At 67.4% G+C, this 23,071-nt stretch carries 23 protein-coding genes; 12 read left to right on the top strand and 11 right to left on the bottom strand.

From position 1 onward, the window contains the following. The first annotated feature begins 13 nt into the window (after positions 1–13). Positions 14–577 (top strand): helix-turn-helix domain-containing protein, encoded by a 564-nt coding sequence (locus tag BN159_RS19010; RefSeq protein WP_015658611.1) that lies wholly within the window; start codon positions 14–16, stop codon positions 575–577. 94 nt (positions 578–671) lie between these two features. Here the strand turns inward: BN159_RS19010 and BN159_RS19005 are convergent, their stop codons facing one another. Next, positions 672–875, bottom strand: a complete 204-nt coding sequence (locus BN159_RS19005; protein ID WP_003992177.1) for a cold-shock protein — start codon at positions 873–875, stop codon at positions 672–674. 284 nt (positions 876–1,159) lie between these two features. Between BN159_RS19005 and BN159_RS19000 the strand changes: the two genes are divergently transcribed. The 3 genes from BN159_RS19000 to BN159_RS18990 all read left to right on the top strand — a co-directional run bounded on the left by BN159_RS19000 (position 1,160) and on the right by BN159_RS18990 (position 8,301). Further along, on the top strand, positions 1,160–2,008 hold the full coding sequence (locus BN159_RS19000) for a menaquinone biosynthetic enzyme MqnA/MqnD family protein (protein ID WP_015658610.1): 849 nt from the start codon (positions 1,160–1,162) through the stop codon (positions 2,006–2,008). A gap of 73 nt (positions 2,009–2,081) precedes the next feature. After that, the gene (locus tag BN159_RS18995) at positions 2,082–3,746 is read left to right on the top strand and encodes a serine/threonine-protein kinase (RefSeq protein ID WP_015658609.1); all 1,665 of its coding nucleotides are present in this window, start codon (positions 2,082–2,084) and stop codon (positions 3,744–3,746) included. 106 nt (positions 3,747–3,852) lie between these two features. Continuing rightward, positions 3,853–8,301, top strand: coding sequence for an FtsK/SpoIIIE domain-containing protein (locus BN159_RS18990; protein ID WP_015658608.1), 4,449 nt, complete (start codon positions 3,853–3,855; stop codon positions 8,299–8,301). Between the two features lie 44 nt (positions 8,302–8,345). On the opposite strand, the gene BN159_RS45770 is transcribed toward BN159_RS18990, so the two are convergent. The 3 genes from BN159_RS45770 to BN159_RS18975 are packed head-to-tail and all read right to left on the bottom strand — an operon-like array spanning position 8,346 to position 10,698. Next, positions 8,346–8,930: a DUF3592 domain-containing protein gene (locus BN159_RS45770; protein ID WP_015658607.1), complete on the bottom strand. Its 585-nt coding sequence runs from the start codon at positions 8,928–8,930 to the stop codon at positions 8,346–8,348. 12 nt (positions 8,931–8,942) lie between these two features. Beyond that, complete coding sequence (locus tag BN159_RS18980) at positions 8,943–10,406, bottom strand: hypothetical protein (RefSeq protein ID WP_015658606.1); 1,464 nt, start codon at positions 10,404–10,406, stop codon at positions 8,943–8,945. Further along, on the bottom strand, positions 10,399–10,698 hold the full coding sequence (locus tag BN159_RS18975) for an SAV_915 family protein (RefSeq protein WP_015658605.1): 300 nt from the start codon (positions 10,696–10,698) through the stop codon (positions 10,399–10,401). Before BN159_RS18975 ends, BN159_RS18980 begins: the two co-directional genes overlap by 8 nt. A gap of 80 nt (positions 10,699–10,778) precedes the next feature. Between BN159_RS18975 and BN159_RS44040 the strand changes: the two genes are divergently transcribed. Next, complete coding sequence (locus BN159_RS44040; RefSeq protein ID WP_015658604.1) at positions 10,779–11,081, top strand: hypothetical protein; 303 nt, start codon at positions 10,779–10,781, stop codon at positions 11,079–11,081. A gap of 105 nt (positions 11,082–11,186) precedes the next feature. On the opposite strand, the gene BN159_RS18965 is transcribed toward BN159_RS44040, so the two are convergent. After that, entirely contained in the window at positions 11,187–11,447 is a 261-nt protein-coding gene (locus tag BN159_RS18965; RefSeq protein WP_015658603.1) for a WXG100 family type VII secretion target, read from the bottom strand. A gap of 215 nt (positions 11,448–11,662) precedes the next feature. Between BN159_RS18965 and BN159_RS18960 the strand changes: the two genes are divergently transcribed. The 4 genes from BN159_RS18960 to BN159_RS18945 all read left to right on the top strand — a co-directional run bounded on the left by BN159_RS18960 (position 11,663) and on the right by BN159_RS18945 (position 14,987). Next, positions 11,663–11,920: a WXG100 family type VII secretion target gene (locus BN159_RS18960; protein ID WP_015658602.1), complete on the top strand. Its 258-nt coding sequence runs from the start codon at positions 11,663–11,665 to the stop codon at positions 11,918–11,920. 61 nt (positions 11,921–11,981) lie between these two features. After that, positions 11,982–12,821, top strand: coding sequence for a hypothetical protein (locus tag BN159_RS18955; protein WP_015658601.1), 840 nt, complete (start codon positions 11,982–11,984; stop codon positions 12,819–12,821). A gap of 142 nt (positions 12,822–12,963) precedes the next feature. Beyond that, complete coding sequence (locus BN159_RS18950) at positions 12,964–14,355, top strand: hypothetical protein (protein WP_015658600.1); 1,392 nt, start codon at positions 12,964–12,966, stop codon at positions 14,353–14,355. Between the two features lie 26 nt (positions 14,356–14,381). Continuing rightward, positions 14,382–14,987, top strand: coding sequence for a hypothetical protein (locus BN159_RS18945; RefSeq protein WP_015658599.1), 606 nt, complete (start codon positions 14,382–14,384; stop codon positions 14,985–14,987). Between the two features lie 7 nt (positions 14,988–14,994). Here the strand turns inward: BN159_RS18945 and BN159_RS18940 are convergent, their stop codons facing one another. Genes BN159_RS18940 through BN159_RS18925 form a run of 4 tightly spaced genes read right to left on the bottom strand, consistent with a single transcriptional unit; the run spans position 14,995 to position 18,016 of the window. After that, a complete protein-coding gene (locus BN159_RS18940; RefSeq protein ID WP_015658598.1) occupies positions 14,995–15,804 on the bottom strand; it encodes a hypothetical protein in 810 nt (269 codons plus the stop codon). Continuing rightward, positions 15,767–16,129, bottom strand: a complete 363-nt coding sequence (locus BN159_RS18935) for a DUF6406 domain-containing protein (RefSeq protein ID WP_041821484.1) — start codon at positions 16,127–16,129, stop codon at positions 15,767–15,769. The genes BN159_RS18940 and BN159_RS18935 overlap by 38 nt, the downstream gene beginning before the upstream one ends. Positions 16,130–16,163: 34 nt before the next feature. Next, positions 16,164–17,660, bottom strand: coding sequence for a C2 family cysteine protease (locus BN159_RS18930; RefSeq protein WP_015658596.1), 1,497 nt, complete (start codon positions 17,658–17,660; stop codon positions 16,164–16,166). Continuing rightward, on the bottom strand, positions 17,660–18,016 hold the full coding sequence (locus BN159_RS18925; RefSeq protein WP_015658595.1) for a hypothetical protein: 357 nt from the start codon (positions 18,014–18,016) through the stop codon (positions 17,660–17,662). The genes BN159_RS18930 and BN159_RS18925 overlap by 1 nt, the downstream gene beginning before the upstream one ends. A 694-nt stretch (positions 18,017–18,710) precedes the next feature. On the opposite strand from BN159_RS18925, the gene BN159_RS18915 reads away from it, so the two are divergent. The 3 genes from BN159_RS18915 to BN159_RS18905 are packed head-to-tail and all read left to right on the top strand — an operon-like array spanning position 18,711 to position 21,477. Next, a complete protein-coding gene (locus BN159_RS18915; protein ID WP_015658593.1) occupies positions 18,711–19,532 on the top strand; it encodes a hypothetical protein in 822 nt (273 codons plus the stop codon). A 49-nt stretch (positions 19,533–19,581) separates the two neighbouring features. Further along, complete coding sequence (locus BN159_RS18910) at positions 19,582–20,838, top strand: hypothetical protein (protein WP_015658592.1); 1,257 nt, start codon at positions 19,582–19,584, stop codon at positions 20,836–20,838. 45 nt (positions 20,839–20,883) lie between these two features. After that, positions 20,884–21,477 (top strand): hypothetical protein, encoded by a 594-nt coding sequence (locus tag BN159_RS18905; protein WP_015658591.1) that lies wholly within the window; start codon positions 20,884–20,886, stop codon positions 21,475–21,477. 307 nt (positions 21,478–21,784) lie between these two features. On the opposite strand, the gene BN159_RS44035 is transcribed toward BN159_RS18905, so the two are convergent. Continuing rightward, positions 21,785–22,414: a hypothetical protein gene (locus BN159_RS44035; protein ID WP_015658590.1), complete on the bottom strand. Its 630-nt coding sequence runs from the start codon at positions 22,412–22,414 to the stop codon at positions 21,785–21,787. Between the two features lie 6 nt (positions 22,415–22,420). Then, positions 22,421–23,062 (bottom strand): hypothetical protein, encoded by a 642-nt coding sequence (locus tag BN159_RS45765; RefSeq protein WP_063608096.1) that lies wholly within the window; start codon positions 23,060–23,062, stop codon positions 22,421–22,423. Between the last annotated feature and the right edge of the window lie 9 nt (positions 23,063–23,071).

Below are 23,071 nucleotides of genomic sequence, written 5' to 3'. Positions count from 1 at the left end.
TGGAGCGAACGACATGGCCGACACCCCGCCCCGGCTCCCCCTCGACTGGATCGCCTCCTCTCTGCGCAGGGAACGCGCCCGCACCGGCCTCTCCCTCTCCGAGCTGGCCAAACGCGCCGGAATCGCCAAGTCCACGCTCTCCCAGCTGGAGGCGGCGAGCGGAAACCCGAGCGTGGAGACGCTCTGGGCGCTCGGTGTCGCCCTGGGCGTGCCGTTCAGCGCGCTGGTGGAGCCGCCGACACCGGCCGTACAGGTGATCCGCGCAGGTCAGGGGCCGACCGTGGCGTCGGAGAAGGCCGAGTACGCGGCCACCCTGCTCTCCGCCAGTCCGCCCGGGGCTCGCCGGGACATCTACCACCTGCGGGCCGAGCCCGGCGCCGCCCGGGAGTCGGAGCCGCACATTCCGGGTTCGGTGGAGCATCTGATCGTGAGCACGGGGCGGGTGAAGGCCGGTCCGGCGGGCGAGGAGGTCGAACTCGCGCCGGGCGACTACATGTCGTACCGCGCGGATGTGCCGCACTCGTACGAGGCGCTGGCGCCCGGGACGACGTTCGTGCTGGTCATGCAGCACGTGTAGGTATATCGCGGCAAAAAGGCAGGAGCCCCGGCACCTTGCGGCGCGGGGCTCCTTGGGTACTGCTCTCAGGTCCGGATCAGAGACGAGGATCGCCTCAGACGGGGGTGACGTTCTCCGCCTGCGGGCCCTTCGGGCCCTGGGTCACGTCGAAGGAGACCTGCTGGTTCTCCTCCAGCGAACGGAAGCCGCTCGCGTTGATCGCGGAGTAGTGGACGAAGACGTCGGGGCCGCCGCCCTCCTGGGCGATGAAGCCAAAGCCCTTTTCGGCGTTGAACCACTTCACGGTTCCGGTAGCCATAAGCCCTCCTTGGGCCCAAAGGGTTGCCCTGCTCCAGAACCTGCAAGTGTGAGAGCAAATGCCGCACTGCATACGTCTGAAAACGACTAGAGCCCGCGGTTACATGCTCCGCAGGCTCTGTACTGCAAGGGAAACCAAACTGCAACTTGCGGCGAGCCTAGCACGCGGGCAGCCGAAAGCAATAGAGGTCAAGATCACGTCACCCGGACGTTTGAAGATCCCGAAAATGGGTTGACGTCGGGGCCGGATTCTGGAGCGTACCTCAAAGGGTCTAGCCTCGCGATGTGGACAATTCTCGCACCCGGCCGCGCGTCGGCCACATCCAGTTCCTGAACTGCCTGCCCCTGTACTGGGGGCTCGCGAGAACGGGCACGCTCCTCGACTTCGAGCTGACCAAGGACACCCCGGAGAAGCTCAGCGAGCAGCTGGTGCAGGGAGACCTCGACATCGGGCCCATCACCCTGGTCGAGTTCCTCAAGAACGCCGACGACCTGGTCGCCTTCCCCGACATCGCGGTCGGCTGCGACGGACCGGTGATGTCGTGCGTGATCGTCTCGCAGGTCCCGCTGGAGAAGCTGGACGGCGCCCGCGTCGCCCTGGGCTCCACCTCGCGCACCTCGGTCCGCCTGGCCCAACTCCTCCTGTCCGACCGCTACGGCGTGCGCCCCGACTACTACACCTGCCCGCCCGACCTCAGCCTGATGATGCAGGAGGCGGACGCGGCCGTACTGATCGGCGACGCGGCACTGCGGGCGAACCTGCTGGACGGCCCGCGCTACGGCCTGGAGGTCCATGACCTCGGCGCCCTGTGGAAGGAGTGGACGGGCCTGCCGTTCGTCTTCGCCGTGTGGGCAGCCCGCCGGGACTACCTGGAGCGCGAGCCCCTGATCACCCGCAAGGTCCACGAGGCCTTCCTCGCCTCCCGCAACCTCTCCCTGGAGGAGGTCGGCAAGGTCGCCGAACAGGCGTCCCGCTGGGAGGCCTTCGACGAGCACGTCCTGGAGCGCTACTTCACAACCCTCGACTTCCGCTTCGGGGCTCCGCAGTTGGCGGCGGTGGCGGAGTTCGCGCGGAGGGTGGGGCCGACTACGGGGTTTGCGGCGGATGTGAAGGTGGATCTGCTTCAGCCGTGAAGTCGTAGTCTGCTGGGGAGTCTTACGGGGGCTTCTGTGTCTACGGGCTTCTGTGTCTACGGGGGAGGGCGTCATGCAGCCGCTCGGAGTCGACGAGCCGACCACCGTGGGGCCGTACCGGCTGCTCGGCCGGCTCGGCTCCGGTGGCATGGGCCGGGTCTACCTGGGCCGTAGCGCCGGTGGCCGCACGGTCGCCGTCAAGATCGTGCATCCGCACTTCGCGCTCGACGAGGAGTTCCGGGCCCGCTTCCGGCGTGAGGTCGAGGCCGCGCGCCGGGTCGGCGGCGCGTGGACGGCACCCGTCCTGGACGCCGACCCGGAGGCGTCGGTGCCGTGGGTCGCGACGGCGTACGCGGCGGGGCCGTCCCTGACGGCAGCGGTGACCGACTCCGGCGCGCTGCCCGAGCACACGGTACGAGTGCTCGGGGCCGGGCTCGCCGAGGCGCTGACGGCGGTGCACGAACTGGGGCTTGTGCACCGGGACGTCAAGCCGTCCAACGTCCTGCTGACCCTCGACGGCCCGCTCCTGATCGACTTCGGCATCGCCCGCGCCACGGACGGCACGGCGTCGCTCACCTCCACCGGCGTCTCGATCGGCTCGCCCGGCTACATGTCCCCCGAGCAGATCCTCGGCAAGGGCGTCACCGGCGCGGCGGACGTCTTCTCCCTGGGCGCGGTGCTGGCGTACGCGGCGACGGGGGAGCAGCCCTTCCCCGGTGACTCCTCGGCGGCCCTCCTCTACAAGGTGGTGCATGAGGAGCCCGAACTCGGCTCGCTGGAGGGCGAGTTGCGGGAGGTGGTGAAGGCGTGCCTGAACAAGACGCCTGCCGACCGGCCCACTCCGGGTGAGCTGGCCCGGAGGCTGGCTCCGCAGGGGGCGGCGGGGTTGGTGGCTCAGGGGTGGCTGCCCGGGGCGTTGGTGGAGCGGGTGAGCCGTAGCGCGGTGCAGGTGCTGAACCTGGAGGCCGCGGGCGGGGATCAGCCTTCGGGGCCGGTGGGGTTCAGCAGTCCATCGATGGCGGCCACGGGTTCTGTGGCTCCTGTCGGGGACTTCGGGCCGCCGCCGGTCATGCCGCCACCGGTCCCTGTCCACGTTCCCGTCCCCGTTGTTCCCGAGCCGCGTGATGCCGTACCGGAGGACACTCGGCCGCCCGGCAAGCTGTCTGTGTCCGTGGCAGCGACCTCGGTGCCGGGGGCCGGTGGGCGGGGCCGTCGGATGAGCTGCACGGTGGCGCTGGCGGTGGCCGGCGCGTTGGCGGCGGTGACGGTGGGCTCGACGTTCGTATTCGACCTGCTGCCGGACAACTCGGCGTCCGACCAGGCCGGTTCGACAGAACCCGAAGCGTCCTACTCCCAGGAGCCCAGCGACTCCGCCGCCACCCCCGCGGGCACCCTCGCCCCCTACCTCGGCACCTGGGAGGGCCAAGGGGTCGCCCTGGATGGCAAGCTTCCCCTCGGTACCTTCCGCCTCACCGTCAAGGAGGCGGAGGCGGGCGAGAAGCTGGGCACCCTCCGCCAGACGGACGTCCTCGGCGGCGTCTGCAATGACGTACTGACTCTGAAGTCCGTGTCCGCCAAGCGGCTCGTGGCGACCTCCGTGGGCGCCAAGTCCAACCACAAGGGCTGCAACCCGGCGACCACGACGGTCACCCTCACTCCGGTGGGCGATGACCTCGACTACGCCTCGGACAGCGAGGAGTCGGGGAACCCGACGTCCCGGCTGTCGAGGATCGATTAGCCCCGTGGCCGTCACCGCAGCGGCCATTACTACTGTGTCTGCTGAGTAGTCTCCGTTCACTGACGCAACAGATCCGGCCGCAGGGCCGACGGGGAGGATGGCGACCATGCGGATGCTGGTCACGGTCGTGGGCGAAGGCGGTAAGCCGCAGGACGTGGTGGTCGACACGGACGACACCGCGACGGCCGGCGACGTTGCGCAGGCACTCATAACGGCTGAAGGGCACCGGACCGCCCTTCCCCACAACGTCGTAGCCATGCCGGGCGCGCAGCCCGGTCAAGGAGTGGCGCTGACCGGAACGCCGTCCTTGTGGGCGGACGGCGTGCTCTGTGATCCGGCGGCTCCCGCGGCCACTGTCCTGCGGGACGGCGTACGCGTGTCGGTCGACGACTCGATCGGCCCGCTGCTGCGCAAGGGCGAGCCGGTCGGCGTGTACGAGCTCAGGGTGGCGGGCGGTCCCGCCTCCGGCCGGGTCGTCCGGCTGGGCGTCGGCGCCGCCACCGTAGGGGCGGGGCAAAGCTGCTCGCTGGCCGTCGCGGACCCTTCACTGCCGGAGATCGCGCTCCGAGTGACGATCGACATCAAGGGCGACACCAAGCTCAGCCCCGAGGCGGGCACCGAGGTCCTGCTGGACGACGAGCCGGTGGAGGATGGCGCGTCCTGGCCGCTCGGCGGCGTCGTACGCGTCGGCGACTCGCTGCTCGTCCTCGATCAGGTCACCGAGCCCGACGCGCATCTGTCCCTGATGGGCGAGGGCGGCCTCGCCTACAACCGCCCCCCGCGCCTGAACCCGCTGCGGCCCCGGCGGCGGCTGGTCGTCCCCGTGCCGCCCACCAAGGGCGACAAGGCCAGGTTCCAGTTCATCCTGGCGTTCATGCCGATGCTCTTCGGCCTGGGCATGTACTTCCTCACCAAGCAGATCTACATGCTGCTGTTCTGCCTGATGAGCCCCATGATGATGGCCGCGCAGTGGCTCAGTGAGAACCGCGAGGGCAAGAAGAAGGACAAGACCTCGGCGAAGCAGTACAAGAAGGATCTCGCGGAACACGAGGCCGAACTCGTCGTCCTCGGCAAGGAGGAGCAGCGCGCCCGTCGCGTGGACGCCCCCGACCCGGCCGAGCTCCTGCTCTTCGCGACCGGCCCGCGCCGCCGCCTTTGGGAGCGCCGCCTCACCGACCCGGACGCGATGCTGCTCAGGGTCGGCGTGGGCGGCCTCGAGTCCGACGTCGAGCTCGTCATGGGGCGCGGCGGCACGGGGTACGACGAGGACCGTCCGGAACCCCCCGTCCTGCCGGACGTTCCGGTCACCCTCCCCTTCACCCGGCTCGGTGTCGTCGGTGTCGCCGGTGAGCGTGCCCGCGCCCTGGCCACGGCCCGCTGGGCCGCCGTCCAGGCGGCGGTGCTGCACAGCCCCCGCGACCTCTCCCTGGTGTCCCTGGCGGCCACCCCGCAGGCGGGCGCCGAATGGCACTGGGTTCACTGGCTGCCCCACACCAACCCCGACCAGGGCCAGGACTGCGTGGCCCTCGTCGGCTTCGACGCCGAGGGCATCACCCGCCGGGTCAACGAGCTGCTGAACGAACTGGCCCGGCGCAAGGCGGCCCGGGAACAGCAGAACATGATGGGCCAGCTGTACCCGGACGCCAACATCCTGCTCATCCTGGACGGAGCGCGCCTGCTGCGCCGAGTGCCCGGCGTCCCCCAACTCCTCACCGAGGGCCCGCAGTACGGCATCATCGCCCTCTGCATCGACGAGGACGAGCGCCTCCTGCCCGAGGAGTGCAAGGCCGTCGTCGCCTGGTCCCACGACTCCCCGCACCACGTCCGCGTCCGCGGCTACGGCATGGAGGGCGTCGGCGACATCCTCGCCGACCAGGTCACCTACGAGCTGTGCGAACTCCTCGCCCGCTCCCTGGCGCCCGTGCGCGACGTCAGCCGCGACGACGCCGACGCCGCGCTGCCGACCTCGGCCCGGCTGCTGAACCTGCTGAACATGGCGAACCCGTCCGGCGTCGACGTGGAGCGGATCTGGCAGGCCGGCGGCTCCACGACCGCCGCCCCGATCGGCATCGCCGCGGACGGCCCGTTCGTCCTGGACATCCGCAGGGACGGCCCGCACGCGCTGGTCGCCGGCACCACCGGTGCCGGTAAGTCGGAGCTGCTCCAGACGATCATCGCGTCGCTCGCGGTGGCCAACCGCCCGGACGCCCTCAACTACGTCCTCATCGACTACAAGGGCGGCAGCGCCTTCATGGACTGCGCCCGGCTGCCCCACACGGTCGGCATGGTCAGCGACCTCGACGCCCATCTGACCGAACGCGCCCTCGCCTCGCTGGCGGCCGAGCTGCACCGCCGGGAGAAGATCCTCTTCGACGCGGCCGCGAAGGACATCGAGGACTACAACGACACCCGCAAGCTCCGCCCCGAGCTGGAGCCGATGCCCCGACTCGTCCTCGTCATCGACGAGTTCGCGTCGCTTGTCGCCGAACTCCCCGACTTCATCGCGGGCCTGGTCGACATCGCCCGCCGAGGCCGCTCGCTCGGCGTCCACCTGGTGCTGGCCACCCAGCGTCCGGCGGGTGTGGTGAGCGCCGACATCAGGGCGAACACCAACCTGAGGATCGCCCTGCGCGTCACGGACGCCTCCGAGTCCATGGACGTCATCGACGCCGCCGACTCGGGCGCCATCGCCAAGTCCACCCCCGGCCGCATGTACGTCCGTTCCGGCGCCCAGTCCCTGGTCGGCGTGCAGTCGGCCCGGATCGGTGGCCGCCGCCCGGCGACCGGCCAGACGGGCCCGAAGGCGACCCTGATCCCCCTGCCGTGGAACGCCTACGCCCGCCCGCTGCCCAAGCGGCAGGAGGCCGAGGACGACGGCACCATGGTCACCGACCTGGCCGTCCTGGTCGACGCCGTGGCCGACGGGGCGACGCGCATGGGCTTCGGACCGCAGCGCAGCCCGTGGCTGCCGCCACTGGCGGAGCAGGTGACGCTGGAGGAGCTGGAGGCGTACGCATCCGCGCCCGAGGGCGCCGACGTGGCGCCGGTCCCGTACGGCCTGATCGACCAGCCGGCCAAGCAGAGCCGTACGCCGCTCGCGCTGGACCTCGTGCACGGTGAGCACACCCTGCTGCTCGGCGGCGCCCGCTCGGGCCGCTCGACGGCGCTGCGCACGCTGGGCGGCTCCCTGGCCCGCGCGACCTCCCCGCACGACGTGCACGTCTACGGCATCGACTGCGGCTCGAACGCGCTGCTCCCGCTGATGCGGCTGCCGCACGTCGGCGCCATCGTCACCCGCGACGAGCCCGACCGGGTCCGCCGGCTCATCGAACGCCTCCAGGCCGAGATCGCCCGTCGGCAGCAACTCCTCGCCATGGAGGGCGCGTCGAGCGCGGCCGAGCAGCGGGCGACGGCGGCACCGGAGGACAGACTGCCGTGGATGGTGCTCCTCCTGGACAGCTGGGAGGGCTTCTCGTCGACGTTCGAGAGCTACAACTACGGGCAGTTGCTGGACGCGGCCCAGCGAATCTTCCGTGAAGGTTCGGCGGTCGGCCTGAAGGTTGTCATGACAGCGGACCGCAGCGGTCTCAGCGGCCATGTCTCCTCCGCCTTCCGTGACCGCATGGTGCTGCGCTTCGCCGACCCCAACGACTACTCCACGGCAGGCCTCCAGGCCCGCGAGGTCCCCAAGAACATGCCGCCCGGCCGTGCGCTGCGCATCACCGACACGGGCGTCGACTCGACCCAGATCGGACTCCTGGCCGAGGACCCGGCGGGCCAGGCCCAGGTGCGGGCGCTGCGCGACATCGCCGAGGAGGCGCGCACCCGCTACCCCCGTATCCCGGTGGCCCGCCGCCCGCTGCGCGTGGACGCCCTCCCGCAGCGCATCACCGCGTCCGAGGCACTGGCCCTGGACCCCGACTTCACGGCACCGTCCCGCCTGTGGTCCCTGATCTGTGTCGGCGGCGACGAACTCCAGCCCCTCGGCATCGACCTGGAGGAGAACGGCCCCGGCTTCGTCATCGCGGGCCCGCCGAAGTCCGGCCGCTCCACGCTTCTGCTGGCGGCGACGGAGTCCCTGCTGCGGGCCGGCACACCGGTGGTCCTGGTGACGCCCCGCCGCTCGCCGCTGCGCGACCTGGAAGGACGGGAAGGCGTACTCGGCGTCCTGAACGCGGACAGTCGAGGGGACGACTTGGAGGACCTGGTCGAGGGCGTGTCCGACGGCACGTATGTCGTGATCGTCGACGACGCGGAGCTGTTGTACGACACGAACCTCGACGAGGCCCTCGAAACGGTCATCCGCAAGGGCGCCGACGGCGGCCTCGGCGTCATCGCCGCCGGCACGACGGACAGCCTGTCCGGTCAGTACCGAGGCTTCGCCGTAGAGGCCCGCAAGTCCCGCAACGGCCTCCTCCTGACCCCCCAAACCCCCTCGGACGGCGAACTGTTCGGAATCCGCCTCCCAGCAAACAGCGGCGGCGGCCCGGCGGGCAGCGGGCTGTTTGTCTCGGGCGGGTCGTTCATGCCGGTACAGGCAGTCATGAACGGCTGACGACCGCGGGGCCCGGCCTGGCGGGCTGGGCCCCGGGTTGTTGATCAGGACTTGGTGAGGCTGACAGCTTCGGGGGTTGGGGCTTCGCGCATGCGGAGGATCTTGCGGCGGCGGACGATCACGATCACGGTCAAGCCCAGAGCCAGAAGAGCCAAGGCCGAAGTGCCATATGCAGGCAGGTTGGCAGGCGGATTCGATACCCAGTTGCGGGCCAGACTGCGTTGGGGATCCTTCGGATCGTAGGTGACGAGCATCGGGTCGCCTACATTGACGTCGGGGTACATTCCGGCGTAGTCCCACAGGTCGACTTCGGTACCTGATTTGGGTCCTTGGACGAAGCGAACCTTTACGTGCGCGGGGTTGTCGTCGACGCCAATGACTCTTGCAGCGGCGGTTACCCCTTGAGATCGCAAGTCTTGAGCCAAAAAATGCGCAGGAAGCCAGAGCGCGAGGGAGAATCCCGCACAAATCAGGAACAGGCCGAAGCCTCCGAGAACGACACGGCGTTGCGGCAGCGGCGGGTGCGGCTTCCATCCGCGCATCCTGGCAGACCTTTGGCGGTGCTCCTCGATGTGAGGCGGAATCACATATTCGCGCTCTCTGTTCCGCTTGCGCTGCTTTTTAGCCATCCTCGGTCCACCTCATGAGAACCATCCGCCCACCGTATTCTTCATACTCGACGCAGCATCACCGAACCTGCCGCCGACGCTCTTCGCTGCCTCTGTAATCGAGTTGACGGCCTTCTGCCCGGTTTTTGTCTTGATCACGTACGAGATGGCGTAGCCGGTGCCGAAGCCCAGCACGACACCTGCCGCGATTCCCCAGCCGACCGGGCCACCGGCAACCGAAACCAATGCCATGCCGCCCCATGTCCCGAAAGTCCCAGCAGCCATACCGCCGGCATTCGCCGCGACGGCGACATCTGCCTCCGTACCGTGCTCGATGTCCCACATGGTGGCACCCAAGGTCAGCACCGTACCGACCAACGGCAGCTTCCCGCCCGCCCCCAGGACCCGTCCGAAGAGCGTCGTCGTGCTGGGTGGTCTGAGGCCGGGGACCTTGCCGATCAGCCAGCTGCCGCCGTCGGCGATGGAGGCTTCCATGAGGCGGGAGAAGGAGCCCATGCCGAACCTTGCGAGAATGCGTTCCGCTTCTCGCGCGGATCTGGCGGAAGCCTTCGCGGCCCGACGGGTGGCCTTCTTGAAAGCCCGTCCCTCCTGTGGGGTCATCGCGTTGAGGCGCTGATGGTGCAGCTGGGCCGCTCGGGCGCTGAATTTCTGCGACTCCTCCCAGAACTTTCCCGCGTACTTGGCCTGCATGCCGATGACGCCGGCCAATAGGCCCGCGCTGTCGGACCAGGTGTCCGCGGGATCGAGCAGTTTCCGCGCCGCGATCCTTGTGTGATCCCAGGCGAGATCCCACAGCTCAGGATCGTCTGACTGCATGAGGGCCCGATTGAACACGGCGGTGGGTTCGTCCTTCGCGAACTCGCCGTGGAACAGGGCGGCGGTCTTCTCGAACCCTGGCGCGGGGGCGTAGGCGTTGATCGCGGTGGTGAAAGCGGAGCCGAAAACCTTCGCGTCGTTCTCGGCCGTAGGCGCGTCGGCCGCGGCGATCAGCATCTGAAGATTCTTGGCCAGCTCCGGGCTCATCCTCGCGTAGAAGGCCGAGGTGAAGTCAGGATCGCCTTTGTGGAGGGCCAGTTGCCCAGCGATCCGGTGGAACGCGGCACCGGCTTGGCTCGGATCGAGTTTCGCCGTCCTTTCGGCTTCATCGGCGAGATTCTTCCCATCCCGCCGAGCCTCACCCACCGTCGCGACCGGTTCGCGAAGCTGCACCATGGAACCGGGTTTCTGAATACCCTTCGGGTCCAATTCCATGGCCACCGCGAGTGCTTGGCGGCGACGGAGCATGGGTAACTCGTCGTCGACCCAGCAGGCGATCTTGCCGATCTCGGTCAGATTGCTCGTGTCGAGCCCGTACTTCTGGAATCTGCTCAAGTAGCCGGACTTCGCGCCGTGCAGCGTTTTGCTGCCGGAATCAAGGTCTTTGATGGTCCGCAGAAGGTTGTCCGGGTTGATGCCGGAGAAATTGGGGTCAACCACGTGCGGATCCCTCCGCGAGCTGCGGATCGATCATGACCGCCCGCGCTCCCGACTTTGCCAGAGCGCCCTCCAATTCACTCGTAGGGATGATCACCCAAGGCTGCTCCTCGCCCATCGCCTCGACCAGCAGCGCGACCGAGGTGAAGGCGAGCGCGACGAGCCGCTCCCCACCGTTGTCGTCGGCGACGGGGACGAGTGCCGCCTCGACCGTGCTGCCCTTGGGCGGGGAACCACCAGGAGTCTGAGCCACCTCGGTCATGGTGGGGAGCGCAAGGAATTCCGGAGTGTCCATCAGTTCAGGCTAGAGGCGGTGCGGGTGCGAGCAATGTGGTCGACACCGACCTCAAAACCCCACTGGTACGGTGACCGCTCGTGACGGATCCTGAGTCCAAGGTTGTCAATCCGCGCAAGGCGGATCTGGAAAGACTGCGCAGTGATCTCGCCAAAGAGGTGGAGCACTTGAGGAAAGCGCTCAAGGGGCCGGCCGAAGCCATCGGTGGCGAAAGAGTATGGGTGGGTAAGAACGCCCGAGCCTGGCACCGGGAGTTGGACGGTCGACACCGGAAACTCCGCGCGCAGGTCGACAAGTTGTTGCCGATGATCGACGCGGCCATCCGCCAGGAGCCGGAGAAAGTGCCGGCTGCTGAGGCGCGCACATATCAGCAGGGCGCCTGAGCGCTGAAAACGGTCCATACGGCAACGGGGCACCGGAGCCAGACCGTTGTCACGGTCCCGGCCGGTGCCCCGCTGCGTGGTGGCAAGCCCGCGGTTCGCCTGGGATCAGGTGGCGCGCTCGATGTTGTCGGCGCTGGTGTTCGCCGACTTGCTGGCGTCGTTCAGGGTGTCGACCCACTTGTCGAAGGTGGGCTTCACCTCGCGCCAGTCGTCCCGGAAGCGGTCGGCCTTGGGGCCCTTCCAGTAGCTGGAGCTCTCGGAAGTAGCCGACTCCAAGGCCTTGATGAGGGCCTGGAGGTCGTTGGCCTTGCGGCCGAACAACTTGGACAAATCCCGGAGCCGTGTGAGATCTGCACCGCGATCCATGGCGATCCTCCCCGTGTAGTTGGTAGGCAAGCGGACTATCCGTTTGCAACAGTGGACGCTACAGCACCATCCGTAGTTCCCGTCCAGCGCCGGAGGGAACGGGGTCTTACGGTGAACAACTCGTGTTCATCCGGGCTCGGCTGGAGCAGAGGCCTCGTAGGCCGCACGGGGCTCGGCAGTATGCTGAGGAACTGGAGACAGCGGGGGAGACTGCTATGGCAAATCCGGATATACAGGAACTCAATCAGCGGGCCAGCAACTTGAGATCGCTCGCCGACCACATAGACCAACTGGTCGACGCCGCGAAGAACCACAGCACCACCGGCATGAAGACCTGGTCCGGCCCGAACGCGGACAACGTACGCGGCAAGCTGAAGACCTGGCAGACGAAGTGCGGCACTGTCGCCAAGGCCCTGCGGGACGAGGCACAGCAGTGCTCACAGTCCGCCAAGGACCTCCAGGACAAGAAGTAGACAGCGGTAACAGCTAGTTGGCCGAGCGCAACAGCGCCGCTTGCGGGAGGATCCCAGACCAGTGCCTTCGTACGACAGCTCCCGCGCACGCTTCCGCCTGGCGGACCGCCATATCGCCGTATTCGGCCATCTCCTCGACGGCGAGACACCTCCCGAGGAACTGGGGGAGTCGCTGGCGGAGCTTCAGCGCATCGGTCTGGTGGGTGAGGAAGGCGAACTCGCACCGCTGCTGCGGGATCTCCTCGGTACCCTCGCCAACCCGTTGGTCATGATCCAGGTGGAGATCACCGGTCAGCACGGCCCGGTCGACCACGGCGTCGTGGTGGGCCAGGAATCGGTGTTCTCGCATGACGCATGGCCGGGGGAGGAGGAGTCGGAGTACGTCTCCATCGAGCCCAGAACCCTTGTCTGGGAGCTTGCCCGGAAGGTCAATCTGCACCGGGACGAACGGTCCGACGGCGATGCTTCCGAGGAGCGAATCGCTACCACGATGGCGGCTCTGGACGCCGCGTTCGTCGCCCTGGACGAGCCCGGTCAGAGTGACGACGCGACGCGTGACGTCGTACGCAAGGCTCTCGTCGAAGCGGACGCGGACCTCACCGAACCCGCCCTCGGCCGGTTCCTGGAGCTGGTCCTCGCCCTCAACGCCACCTGGCGCATCACGACCGCCTGGGACGGCAGGCATGACGGCCGGCAGGCCACCATGGTGCGCGCCCTCGCCGTATGGGACTGCGGGCCGCTGGGTTACTGGATCCGTGAGCAGCCCGAGGAGCCGATCGTCGCCGGACAGGTCGGTCCGGACAGTCCGCTGGTGCTGGCCCGGTCCACCTCGGGGAAGGTCTGGAAGAAGCTCGCCGACTTGTTGCCGGATCGGGAAGACCTTTTGATCGACGACGCCTGAGGTCTGTCCCCGCGGGTGTTTGCTTGTTTGCCGAATGTGTCGTCGATCGGCTCTTGTCACGGCAGACACCGTTCGCCCCGAGAGCCTATCCTGTGCCGCTAACGGCGAAGGATGAGCCGGCTCTTGACGGACGGGGGCAGGAATGGCGTTTCGGGGGGCAAATCCCGAGGAACTGGAGCAATTGGCGAAACTCCTCGACGGGCGCGGCGGTGTGGTGGACGGTCTCGACGAGGCGTTCACCCGAGCTTCCCGACTGGGAGTGAGCGGGCAGCTGGCGGCCCTGAAGCCGATGCGGAGCTGGACCGGCGAGCAGGCGACGGATCTGCGCAAGCGCGCTGTCATCCTGCGCCTGGAGAACGGTGACCCGACGGCCGGGCTGCTGTGGGCGGGGTTCACGACGAAGGACCTGGAGCAGTACAAGGGCGAGGGGATCAAGCCGGAGACGTTCCTGCTGGCCAATTCGGTGGCGGCGAGCGACGACCCGAACGCCAAGGACCTGGCACGGCAGCCCGGGGAGAAGCTCGGTGACTGGATCGCACGGCTCGAGGCACACGCGCTCTCGAAGATCCCCGGTCTGGAACCCCACGAAGAGACCCTCACCGAGATGATCAAGTTCGGCTCCGAGGCGTTCAATGTCGCCGCCGCGACCCAGGTCACGGTGGCGAGCGGCTTCTCGGGGACGAAGGTACTGCTGGGCAATGCCGTGAAGACCGGCAAGCTCGGGCCGATGAAGGACGCCCTCGCCGCACGCTGGACCGCGGCCGGCAGCAACCCCATTCTGCGCTGGGCGGGCACCAAGCTCGGCAGCTACAACCCGCCCATTCGCTCGCTGACCGCCCCCGGAAGCTGGCTCCCCGGGCAGCTCGGCAACATGGCCTCCCGCAGCCAGACGTACCAGCGAGTCGCCAATGTGCCCTTCAGTTCCGGGTTCCTGGGCGACCGCTGGGGCGGCGGCTGGGACGCGCTGCGCCAACGTGGCTTCATGAACTCCAAGTTGCTCGGCTTCACCCCCAACCAGGCCATCAACTTCTTCGCCGGGTCGGACGACGTGGCCCGTATGTACGGCGGGCTGACACACTCCGGGCAGGCGGTCACCCGGGCGGGACAGGCCAGTCTCTGGACCGTGGGGAAGGCCGGCGGGTTCGGCGCGGCCGCGAAGACCGCGGGGCTGTGGCGCGGGGCCGGCATCGTCGGATCGGCGGGTGCCACGGCGTTCTCCATAGCCAACATCGCCACCATGGACCACGCGGCCGAGTGGAAGAAGAGCAAGGCCGGCTACCTGGCCAACTACGCGGAGGTCGGGTTCAACGCGTCCCTGACCGCCGCGATGATCGCGCCCAACCCGGTCACGATCGGTCTCGCCGTAGGAACCGGCATCGTCTACGGCGGCCTGAAGGTCGTAGAACACTGGGACGACATCACCAAGGGCGCGAGCGAGGCCGCCGACTGGGTGGGCGACAAGGCGAGCGACATCGGCGAGGGCATCGCCGACGGAGCCAAGGCGCTGGGCAGCGCACTCAACCCGTTCGACTAGCGCAGAAGAAATGAGCGGCTGTTGCCATGGAAACGAGCAGTGAATCCCTGAAGTTCGAGCTGACGCCCTACAGCGTCAAGCCGAAGAGGGAATTGCCGAGGGCCGGACTCAAGGGCGAGGTGGGGCACTTCGGTGCGGTCACCGTGGAGCGCAGCCCGCTGTACCGGCCCGGTGACAAGGGAATGGACACCGCTCGGCTGAGCGGTCCGGCCTTCCCGGAGACGGTCTTCCGGGGCAAGCGCAGGTCAGGGAGGCCCTCGCTGTTCAAGGCCGAGCTGACCCTTGACGGCAAGAAAGCGGAACTGCGGTTCAACTCACGTGCCGTGCGCAAGGAGGACCGGGCGCTGCACATCGCCCACGAGGGGCGGGAGTACGTCTACTCAGTGGAGGGCCTGGGCAAGCCGCGGGTGCTGGAGCGCGCGGGCGTCAAAATCGCCATGGAGTCCGGCCAGTTCGTCCCGGGAGCCGACGGGGCGCCCAGCGTGGGCACGGCCACCGGTCCCGTCGACGTGGTGGATCTGGCGGTCGCCCTCGTCCTGGAACAGGTGGACACCGATGCCCTCACGCTGGGCGGCGCCATCGCGTCGTCCCCGTTCGCCCTCATGCAACGCTTCTCCGACCGCGCGGAGTAGCGCGAGCTCAGTCGCTCGTCCGCGTCAGGCGTACGGCGTCGCCCGTCAGCTCCGCGACCTTGAACAGGACGTGTGCGAACTCGACGGTGTCGCCGACGCGGACGTCCTGGTACATGGCCACCGGGATCGCCGCGCAGTTGCCGCCGATTCCGGCTGTCCGCGTGGCCGCGTCCACGGAGACCGTGAGCGACAGGCCCGTGGGGAAGGTCGACACACCGCTGTTGTTGACGAGCGACAGGGCCTCCCCCTTCGCCGGGAACCCCTTGGAGGCCGCGGCCAGGACGGACGGGGCGGTGGTGAAGCAGAGTCCGTCGTCGGCCTCGCCGCCCTTCGAGTCGAGGGACGCGGGGGCTGCCGCGAGGGCGGACTTGGCCGCGTCGTCCTGGGGGTCCAGGACGACGCGGTAGGAGCAGATCTGGCTGACCGTGTAGTCGTGGCCGGAGACGGTGATCTCCTGGCCGGGCTCGACAGTCTGCTCCTTCTGGCCGTCCTCGTACTTCGCACCATCGCGCAGGGTCGCCGTACGGGTCGTACCGTCGGCCGTCGCCTCGGCGTACTGCACGCCTCCACCGCCCGGCAGCCGGAAGCCCCCGCCGCGCAGCACATGTACGGCGTCGGCGGCGGCCTCGCCCACGCACAGCGGTCCCTTGTCCTTGGGCGCCGCCTGTGTGGTCGGGGGCGGAGTCGGGTCGTCCCCGCCGGTCTCGTCGGAGGACGAGCCGCAGCCGGTCAGCGCGAACAGGGGGAGCAGGGCGGCGAGGACCCCTGCGACACCGTACTTACTCGGATTGCTCGTCGGCCTGAGCACCGCTCTCACCGCTCTTCTCCTTCTCGCTGACGGACACGCGCTCCAGTACGACGCGGGTCCGGTACTCGACCTCCGCGACCCGCCACGTGTCTCCGGTGATCTCCACGATGTCACCCGGGGTGAGATCGTCGTACTCCGCCACCGGCTGCCCCTCACGGCCGACCTGGATCCGCCCGTGCACGGACGGCTGGGCGAAGATGGTCGCGAGGATCTGATGGGTGTGACCGTCGTGCTCGACGGTGTACGGGATGTGGTAGCGGAGCACCCAGCGCCCGTCGAACTCGAAGGGGTACTTCACCTGCGGACGATCGCTCGCGGACTCGGGCTCGGGCACGTCATTCACCTGCTGGGCGTTGTGGACCTGGGCATCACGGGGCATTGAAGGCCTCGGCTGACCCGAAGTACTTGTTGAACTGCTCCTGCGACACCGTGATCGGCGGATATCCCGAAACCCCCCACGGGTTGCCGAGGATGACCTTGCCGTCGTCGGTGAAGCCACGGACGTAGTACGCGTGGTTGCTGTGGTAGACGTTGCCCCATTCCTTCGGATGGTCCTTGTCGAGGCTCTCGTCGTTCGGCGTGGCGACGGTGACGACCTTCCCCGACTCGTACGCCTCCCGCAGCGAGTCCAGGTCCTTGTCCTCGTGCTCACCAATGCCCAGGAAACCGCCGGTGGTGAGGTCCTCGCCCTCCTGGCCGGTCAGATACGGGGCGGACTTCTTGGGGTCGTCGCCCTCGATGCCGCCGTAGCCGCGCTCGCCGTCGCCGTCGTCCGAGTAGACCATCGCGAAGGCCTTCTCGTAGTACGCCGGCCAGGACTCGCCGTTGCCGTACGAGCTGATGGGATTGCCGTTCTGGTCGGTCGGCAGGTCGGCGGTCACGGTCACCCACTGGTGGTTGCCGTCCTTGTCCCAGACGCGGACGCTGACCGTGCCGTTCGGGTTCTGCTTGATGCCTTCCTCGATGAACTTGGGGTTCTTCTGCGCCAGGCCCGCCAGCGAGGCGACATACCAGCAGTCGCCGAACTGGCGCTGGTTGACGTCGTCCGCCGAGGCGCCGTTCTGGAAGAGGGGGTCCGACGGTGGTGCCCAGTGGATGCCGTTGTTGGTCTGGCCGTTCTGGTTGTTGCCGCCCTCCTCCCATGCACCGGTGTTGGTGATGGTCGGCTGCACCTCGGGGAAGGCCTTCGCGAACTTCTCGATGTTCTCCGGGCTGATCCTCGACAGCATCCGGCTGAACGAGTCGCGCCGCTGGTCCTCCGGCAGCCCGTTCTCGTCGAAGGGGTTCCAGTTGGAGTCGTCGGTGTCGGTGAGCAGCTGGTTGTAGAAGGCGAGGTCCTTGGGGGAGGCCTTGGCGATGAGCGCGTCCAGTTCGGCCGCCGTCAGCCCGTCGAGCTCCCCGGAGATCTTCTCCAGGTCGTCGCGGTTGCCGTTGGTCCCGAAGTCCTTGCCCTGAAGCTCCTGGAGATGCTTGAGCGCGTCGTCGATCTTCTTCGCCTCGGGTGCCTTCTCGTCGAGGAAGACACTGCCGTCGGTGACCGGGTAGCCCCGCTCCGCCAGCTCCTCAAGCCCCTCCAGCTGCTTGATACGCCGCTTCATCGACGCCTGCATGTCACCCAGCTCCGAGCCGAGCGAACCGGGCAGGCGCCGGCGCCCGCCGAAGATCCCCGGCATCGGAATCACGTCACCGACGAGATCCTGGAGGTCGGCGTTGTGCGACGCGCGCTGCCCGCTCGGCAGATTCTGCTGGGCGCTGGTCAGCAGGGCGGCCAGGTCGGAGTGCAGCCGCCCGGACTGCCCGGCGAGCGTGTCCAGATCCTTGGCGAGTGCCGTCAGTCTGACCGCGTCGAAGCCCCGGAACACCATCAGTTACCGCCCGTTCCGGCCTTGGCCTTGTCCTTCTCCTTGGCCTGCCGGTCGAGTTCGTCGGCCTGGTTCTCCCAGCGTGTGGCATCGGCGAGAAGGGCGGTGGCCATGCCGTTCAGCGTGCCCTGCCGCTGCTGGAGCGTGGCCGTGCACTCGTCGGCGAACGGCCCCTGCCAGATCGCGCCCTTGTCACCACCGGTACGGAAGGCCGCCGCGCGCGGGGTTGCCTTCTTGACGGCATCATCCAGATACGGTCCGAGCCGCCGCGCTATGGACCGGGCCTCCCGTGCACACCCACGCAGCTTCTCCGCCCGCTTCTTCAACGCGGCGGCATCCTCACCGTCCGTCGGCGCCATGTGCCGCTTCCTCCCCGTTGCCCGCTCTGTTCCGCGCGTGGACCTGCGCTCAATGCCATTGCTGGTGTGAAGCATACGAGGGGGGTGCGGGGCACACGGTTCGTGAACGGAATCTCCTTGACCGCCACGTGGTCGTCACATGCCCCTTCGTGAACTCAAATGTGGTGAATTTCCGTATTTCCTGAGGCTGTCGGAAGGGAGGCAGGGCCGGTATGGGTCATCGTCCGACGGGATTGCGTCCCCTTTACGATGGCGCAGTGCACCGGCCGGTGCGGCCGTGCCCCGATTTCGGGGGCATGGTCCCTTATTCCCTTGCCACTTGGCGGACGAACGGAGCGTCAGCTGTATGAGTGGGCTCGCTTTCGAGCTTCAGCGCGCGGCGTCCGTCAAAGGACCTCGTGGAGAGGTGCTTTCGTGGGTGGGGGACATTGCGTCTGGTCGCTCGGCCGGGACGCGCGCTCTGCGGATTCGGGTCAAGGGGCGTACGTACACACATGCCCATCGAGGCGGCAAGCGGCGCCATGGGCTGGCGCCTCCTGGAGCCGCGGTGCACATGAGTCGGTCCAGCTGGAGGATCGCGATCGTCCTTGAGGGCGTGTACACCCGGAACCTGTCGGTGGCCGGGGCGCTCATTTCGCTGCCGGGACGTATCCTCAACCGTTTCAACGATATGTAGTCCTTAGGGGGAAGAAGAATGCCTTCTGTAGATGGGGCCCGGCGTCGGGTGCGGCTGGCGGACGCTCATGTCAGCGTGCTGGGGCTGCTCGTGGAAGAAGGGCAGATTCCCGACGAACTGGCGCAGGCACGGGCTGAGTTGAGGGAAGGGGGAATCCTTGAGGACGATGACAAGATCGTGGCCGATCTCTACCCTCTCGTCGCCACACTCATGGAGCCGCATGTCATCGCCCGCGTAGAGGTGACCGGTCCCGGCGGTGTCACGCAGAGCGGAGCCGTCGTCGGCGACGACTTCATCTTCACGCACGAGAACTGGCCCGGTGAGGCCGAGTCGGAGTACGTGCCCGCGGAGCCCGAGACGCTGGTGTGGGCCCTGGCCAGGATGGTGGACCTGCACCGGGACTTCGCGGACGGGGGCGACCACGACGAGGTGATCACGTCGACCATGGGCGCGTTCGACGGTGTGATCGCCCGCATGGAAGCGGGGCAGTTGGAGCCCCCGGCCGTGGCCGACGCGGCGGGCGCACCCGTGCGGATGGCGGAGGTGCTGTCCCAGCTGAACTGCATGTGGCGCATGACCGTGGTCTGGAAGGGCGACGAGACGCAGAAGACGCTGAGCAACGGACTTGCGGTGTCGGCGCTCGCGGTCTGGGACTGCGGGATCGAGGGCTACTGGCTGCGGGAACTGCCCGCGGAGCCCACCGTCGAGGGTCAGGTGGACGAGAACAGCGAGCTGAGGGTGCGGCGCACCTCGGCCAAGGAGCTCTGGCAGATGATCACCGATCTGCTGCCCGACGGAGCGCAGCTCGTCTCCACGGGGCAGGCTCAGCCGGCTTCCTGAAGCCGCTTTTGTTCTCGTACGCAGCGCAGCACATGACAACGGGGAAAAAATGAGCGACAGTTCCAAGCGCATGGCCAATCCGGAGGACATGGAGCACCTCGCCAAACTCTTCGACGGCAGGGGCAATCTGCGGGACAAGTTGGACGAGGCCTTCACCCGGGCGTCCCGCCTTGGTGTGTCGGACAAGCTTGGCCCTCTCAAGCCCATGCAGAGCTGGACCTCTGACACGGCGATCGACCTTCGTCGGCGTGCGGCCATTCTGCGAGCCGACAAGGGGGATCCCAAGGCGGCCGCGCTGTACGCGGGTTTCACCGCGGAGGAGTTGAAGGGCGTGGATCTTCCGCCCGACGCGATGCTGATCGCGAACGCCTCCGTCGCGAACGGCGACAAATTCGACACCAAATGGCTGGAGCGGCAGAAGGGCGAGACGCTCTCCGACTGGATCGAGCGGATCAAGGGTGATGCCGTCGCCAAGGTCACGGGTGACAAGAACCTCGGGGAAGTCGTCGGGGACTACATCGACATCACTGCGATGGCCTCCACGGTTCCGGGCGCCTTCAAGATGACGGCGATGGGCACACTTCAGCTGATCAAGCACTTCAAGAGCCTCAAGACTCCCGGCAGCGTCGAATTCCTGAAGGCGCCCGGGACCACGCTGGCACAGCTCCTGAAGGGGCAGTCGTCGTCCAGGTTCATTCCCGCAAGTATCAAATCCTTGGCCGCGAGCATCGGGTCCCGCACTCCTGCGCCGATCCTCGACGCACTGACCGGCAAGGACGGTCTCGCCGCCCTCTCAGGAAGGCAGTGGGCCTGGGAGGCGAACCTGCTCAAGGTCGGCAAGAACGCCAGTGCTCTGAGCAGGGCGACCGGCGCGAGCCGACTGAGTGCGTTCGCCTCAGGGGCCGGGACGGCGATGCGTACGGCCGGCTGGTGGCGTGCGGCCGGTGTCGGCGGCAGCGCCGTCTCCACGGTGATCGGTGCCGTCGACCTCGTACAGGAAGGGAACCCGGTCGAGGCCTTCAAGCGGGACAAGGCCGGTTATGTGGCGAAGGCTTCCGGCGTGGCCTTCAACGCCTCGCTCACGGCAGCGATGATCGCTCCCAACCCGATCACGATCGGCGCGGCGGTCGTCACGGGCGCCGTCTATGGTGTCGCGACCATCGTCGACAACTGGGACACCGTCAAGAAGTTCCCCGGCAAGGTCGCTGATGCCGGGGCCTGGGCTGGAAAGAAGATCAGCGAGGGAGCCGGGAAACTCGCCGACGGTGTGAAGGCATTGGGCAGTGCGCTCAATCCCTTTGATTGATCCTTTTGGTTGATCCTTTGTGACGGAAGAGGTTAGGGTCGGAGAATGTCCCAATTTTCGTTCGAGCTTCAGCGCCACACGAACACGGTCACGTCGCGGGAACAGGCCCACGTGACCTTTTGGCGCGGCGCTGTGGGGCAGTTGGGCCAAGTCGAGCTGATCGTGCCCGCTTTGGAAGTCGTAGGCGTGCGCGAACCCAGGGAGACCATGGGCGCCATGGTGACCGGCGAGAACATTCCGATGTCCTCGTTCAAGAGCATTCGGTATGGCGGACGCCCCCGATTGGCTGAGGGAAAGTTGAACGTCGCGGGGCAGCACGCGTCCTTCGCCCGGAAGACCTTGCGGATGAGCAGAGGCGGCCGGGCGCTGAAGATCTGGGCCGTGGGGCGGGAGTACCGGTACCGGGAGGAAGGGAACCGACGGCATCACGTGCTGGAACGCCCGGAGTCCCGGATCGTCATGACTCGTTCCAGTGCGTCAGATCCTCAGAGCATCTCGGGAACAGCTCACGCAGCCGTGGACTCCGTCGACATCAGCCTCGCGATCCTCTTCGAGGGCGTGTACACACGGAACCTCTCGTTTCGCGGCGCGCTGATCTCGGCTCCGGGGAGGTTCTTGGACGGTTTGTCCTCACTCTGAGCCCCTGAACCGGTGAGGCAAGGCCTACCGGCTCTGACGCTGGGCAGCCGTAACCGGCAGCAGAGTGGAGAGGAAAGCCGTGCGGTCACGGGTGGCGATGGAGAGTTGTTACCCCCGCGAGGTGCGGATCACGACACTGCCCATGCCCATGAGAACACCCCAACCACCGCCGAGGAGCGCCCTGGCCGGCGGCACGCAGGCCGCCCACCGGCGCGTCGACCCGTGGCCAGTGACTTGGCGTACCGCGGGGCATCGGCGGAGGCTGCTTGAACGGAGGCAGGGAGCTTGGAGGGGTGAGATCCGGCCTTCAGTTCGGGAGCTTGGACGGGAGGTCGCATTTGGCGTCCTTGTGGGCCTTGCGGGCGAAGGATATGGCCAGGTCGATGAGGGTTTGGCGTGCTTCCTTGTCCGAGGCCTCGAGGGGGTCGATCGCGAAGGCGTAGACGGTCATGTTGTACTGCGAGTTGCTCGTCTTCTCGTGGGTATAGCAAGGCATCCAGAGCGCAGCGATTTCTGCATTGGAAAGGCCCTTGACGCCCGCATCAAAGTAGGTGATCTCGCCTCCGTCATTCGGTGGGATATGCGTCTTGGCCCACTGCTGCCAGGATTTATCCGGTCCTGCTTTGGCGTGCAGGGTGAAGAGAGCGCGGTCGTCGTCTCCATGAGCGGTACAGCGGCTTATGAAGCTCCAGTCCGGGTCCGGACGCCAGTTCTCAGTGAAGTCGTACCGGGCTGATCGAGCCAGCTCGGAGTTGAAGATCTGGGCAGTCGCCTTCCGGTTGGGCACGTTGCGGCAGATGTCATCGGCGTCGATGTGCCCGCGTTTCTCAAACGCCCCGAGGAGATAGGCGGTGAGCAGACCAGCGGCGGCGAGCGCAGCCGTACCTCCGTAGATGAAGGGTTGCCGGATGCGCCGGTGGCGGGTCGGTTCCGTCAAGTTCGATCACCTAATCGCTGTCGAACTTGGGAGCTTGGAGGGGAGGTCGCATTTTGCGTCTTCGTGGGCCTGGCGGGCGAAGGATGTGGCCAGGTCGATGAGGGTCTGGCGCGCTTCTTCGTCCGAGGCCTCTAGAGGTTTAAGGGCGTCCGCGAATACGGACATGCTCCAGGGCTGCTTGCTCGTCTCCTCGTGGGCGTAACAGGGAAGCCAGATCGCAGCCACCTCCGCGTTGGAGATGCCCTTGAGGCCGGCGTCGAAGTAGGTGATCTTTCCTCCGTCATTTGGAGGGATCTCCGTCTCCGCCCACTGCTGCCAAGGCCGGGCGGAGCCCATTTCAGCCGTCAGGGAGAACAGTGCCTTGTCGCCTTCTCCTCTGGTGGAGCAGTTGCTCTTGAAACTCCAGTCCGTTTCCGGATGCCACGTTTCACGGAAGTGATACTGGGCAGATTGGGGCAGTATCGAGTTGAATACCATGGCAGTCTCTTGCCGATTGGGAACGTTGCGACAGATGTCGTTGGCGTTGATTTTGCCACGCTTCTCGAAAGCCCCTAGAAGGTAGGCGGCGAGTAGAGAGATAACAGCTGCTGCCACAACCCCAAACGCTAGATATTTCTGGGAAATTCTGCGGCTGGCTGATTCCGGCATGATCGATCC

The organism is Streptomyces davaonensis JCM 4913, assembly GCF_000349325.1.
GTDB classification, from domain to species: domain Bacteria; phylum Actinomycetota; class Actinomycetes; order Streptomycetales; family Streptomycetaceae; genus Streptomyces; species Streptomyces davaonensis.
Note: the sequence above shows the minus strand (reverse complement) of the source record. Positions and strands in the feature narration are given on the sequence as shown.

Excerpts from the sequence above, each read along its gene's own strand:
- BN159_RS18950 (WP_015658600.1), top strand. The coding sequence starts at position 12,964 with ATGGCGTTTCGGGGGGCAAATCCCGAGGAACTGGAGCAATTGGCGAAA.
- BN159_RS18995 (WP_015658609.1), top strand. The coding sequence starts at position 2,082 with ATGCAGCCGCTCGGAGTCGACGAGCCGACCACCGTGGGGCCGTACCGG.
- BN159_RS18925 (WP_015658595.1), bottom strand. The coding sequence starts at position 18,016 with ATGGCGCCGACGGACGGTGAGGATGCCGCCGCGTTGAAGAAGCGGGCG.
- BN159_RS18910 (WP_015658592.1), top strand. The coding sequence starts at position 19,582 with ATGAGCGACAGTTCCAAGCGCATGGCCAATCCGGAGGACATGGAGCAC.
- BN159_RS18965 (WP_015658603.1), bottom strand. The coding sequence starts at position 11,447 with ATGGATCGCGGTGCAGATCTCACACGGCTCCGGGATTTGTCCAAGTTG.
- BN159_RS18975 (WP_015658605.1), bottom strand. The coding sequence starts at position 10,698 with ATGGACACTCCGGAATTCCTTGCGCTCCCCACCATGACCGAGGTGGCT.
- BN159_RS18930 (WP_015658596.1), bottom strand. The coding sequence starts at position 17,660 with ATGGTGTTCCGGGGCTTCGACGCGGTCAGACTGACGGCACTCGCCAAG.
- BN159_RS19010 (WP_015658611.1), top strand. The coding sequence starts at position 14 with ATGGCCGACACCCCGCCCCGGCTCCCCCTCGACTGGATCGCCTCCTCT.
- BN159_RS19005 (WP_003992177.1), bottom strand. The coding sequence starts at position 875 with ATGGCTACCGGAACCGTGAAGTGGTTCAACGCCGAAAAGGGCTTTGGC.
- BN159_RS18960 (WP_015658602.1), top strand. The coding sequence starts at position 11,663 with ATGGCAAATCCGGATATACAGGAACTCAATCAGCGGGCCAGCAACTTG.
- BN159_RS18945 (WP_015658599.1), top strand. The coding sequence starts at position 14,382 with ATGGAAACGAGCAGTGAATCCCTGAAGTTCGAGCTGACGCCCTACAGC.
- BN159_RS45765 (WP_063608096.1), bottom strand. The coding sequence starts at position 23,062 with ATGCCGGAATCAGCCAGCCGCAGAATTTCCCAGAAATATCTAGCGTTT.
- BN159_RS18990 (WP_015658608.1), top strand. The coding sequence starts at position 3,853 with ATGCGGATGCTGGTCACGGTCGTGGGCGAAGGCGGTAAGCCGCAGGAC.
- BN159_RS18915 (WP_015658593.1), top strand. The coding sequence starts at position 18,711 with ATGCCTTCTGTAGATGGGGCCCGGCGTCGGGTGCGGCTGGCGGACGCT.
- BN159_RS18905 (WP_015658591.1), top strand. The coding sequence starts at position 20,884 with ATGTCCCAATTTTCGTTCGAGCTTCAGCGCCACACGAACACGGTCACG.
- BN159_RS45770 (WP_015658607.1), bottom strand. The coding sequence starts at position 8,930 with ATGGCTAAAAAGCAGCGCAAGCGGAACAGAGAGCGCGAATATGTGATT.